The 2,113-nt window shown below is 36.6% G+C and carries 1 protein-coding gene; it reads left to right on the forward strand.

What is annotated here, in order from left to right:
• Window positions 1-277: 277 nt before the first annotated feature.
• The gene (locus tag ABYD77_RS19000) at window positions 278-1,975 is read left to right on the forward strand and encodes a lysophospholipid acyltransferase family protein (RefSeq protein WP_372771655.1); all 1,698 of its coding nucleotides are present in this window, start codon (window positions 278-280) and stop codon (window positions 1,973-1,975) included.
• The last annotated feature ends 138 nt before the right edge of the window (window positions 1,976-2,113 follow it).

The following is a 2,113-nucleotide window of genomic DNA, read 5'->3' on the forward strand; positions in this document are numbered from 1 at the left end:
AACCAAACGGTGTTAAATAAAAATGCAGCGCGTTTAAATGTTCAAATGCGCGGTACAAAATTTGCTGATAAAGCATTTGGCAAGCTTGAAAATCAAACCGTTATTACTGATTTTACCAAGGCAGCTGAATTACTCGATTACCAAAAATAATCGGTAAATTAGAAAAAAGGCGAGTAAATACTCGCCTTTTTTTTCGTCATAATTGTTCAATATATTATCAATAATAGCGTCACATTTGATTCATAAGCTTGGCTAAAACAGCTTAATGGCAAATGTTATGATCCAAGTTGAACAAGTAATAGAAAAACAATTTCCACAATTAATTGCGAGTCCTTTACTGTATAAATCGAGCAGTAAGTTACTTAAAAACTTAATGCACGAAGATGAATTTCAACAATTTGAGAAAGATTACCCACATTTATCGGGCTTAGATTTCGTTGAGCAAGTACTTGATTACTTTGATATTAGTTATTCAGTAAGAGACAGCGAACGACTTCATATTCCGTCATCTGGTCGTTTAGTGATAATAGCAAACCACCCAATTGGCTCGTTAGATGCGTTAGCATTAATTAAACTTATCAGCGAAGTACGTTCAGATATTAAAGTAATGGCAAATCAACTGCTCTACAGTTTAGCGCCATTACAAGAACTACTTGTACCGGTTGATAATATAAAAGGCACAACCAGTAAAATCACCGTTAATAGCATGAAGCAACATCTGAGCAATGAAGGCGTGCTTTTAATCTTCCCTGCGGGCGAAGTATCACGATTACGGCCGCAAGGTGTTAGGGATACTTTTTGGCAAAAGGGCTTTTTGAAAATAGCAAAAGCATATAAAGCCCCCATTTTACCTATGCATATAGACGCTAAAAACTCGCCAATGTTTTACAGTGTATCCATGCTGTATAAACCACTTGCCTCATTTTTACTTATTGAAGAAATGTTTAAACAGCGAAAGCGTAATTTTCCAATACGCATTGGCGCACTTATTCCTTTAAGTTCATTTGAGTTTTCTGATATTTCAAATGAACAGCAAGTTAAACTATTTAAAAAGCATGTCTATGCAATTGGCGAAGGCAAAAAGGGCTATTTTGATACGCAAACTGGCATTGCATTACCAGAAAATAAAGCAAATCTGAGTCGCTTATTAAAAGAAAAATGCAAACTGCTAGGCGAAACTCATGACGGTAAAAATATCTATCTTTATGAACATGTTGAAAGCTGCGTGATTATGCGTGAAATTGGTCGCCTGCGTGAGATTGCATTTCGTGCTGTAGGTGAGGGCACTAACCGTAAACGCGATGTAGATAAATATGATTCAGATTATCTTCACCTTATTTTATGGGACAAAGATGAATTAGAAATTGTTGGCGCATATCGTTTTGGTCGTGCTGATATTTTAACAACAGATACTAAAACATCAGGCCTGTATTCTGCCACGTTAGTTAAGTATGAAAAGGAAATGGCGCCCTATTTTGCAAAAGGGTTGGAACTCGGAAGAAGTTTTGTACAGCCAAAGTATTGGGGAAAACGCAGCCTAGATTATCTTTGGTTTGGTATTGGCGCTTACTTAAAACATCATCCTGAAATCCGCTATTTATTTGGTCCAGTGAGCATGAGTGGCACTATGCCAACAGCTGCAAAAGATGAAATGGTGGCATTTTATTTAAATTACTTTGGCAGCACAGAAAAACTTGCTTCGGCTAATAATCCATATCGTATTTATGATAACGATAAGTCGGAATTTCAAAAGTCAGATTATAAGACTGATTTCAAAGCACTCAAAGCATCGCTTGCTAATCAAGGTGCGGCTATCCCAACGCTGTTTAAGCAGTACACAGAGCTCTGTGAAGAGGGTGGAGTAAAGTTTTTATGTTTTGGTGTTGATCCTGATTTTAATAACAGTGTTGATGGCCTGGTATTAGTAGAACTTGCAAAGTTAAAAGACAATAAACGAAAGCGTTATTTAGCGTAAAACTAGCTATCTAGTTAAGAATATGTCAGGTTAAGTAAAAATGTTAAGAGGCTTAACCTGTGATTTCTATTATTCCATTCTACGCAGCATTACTTGGCTTACTTTATGTTTACTTAAGTGTCGCAACGGTATCACGGC

Origin of the sequence: Pseudoalteromonas sp. (assembly GCF_041629635.1) — a bacterium.
Taxonomy (GTDB): Bacteria; Pseudomonadota; Gammaproteobacteria; order Enterobacterales; family Alteromonadaceae; genus Pseudoalteromonas.

What these genes read in the sequence shown, in the direction of transcription:
- ABYD77_RS19000 (WP_372771655.1), top strand. Translation starts at nt 278, where the DNA reads ATGATCCAAGTTGAACAAGTAATAGAAAAACAATTTCCACAATTAATT.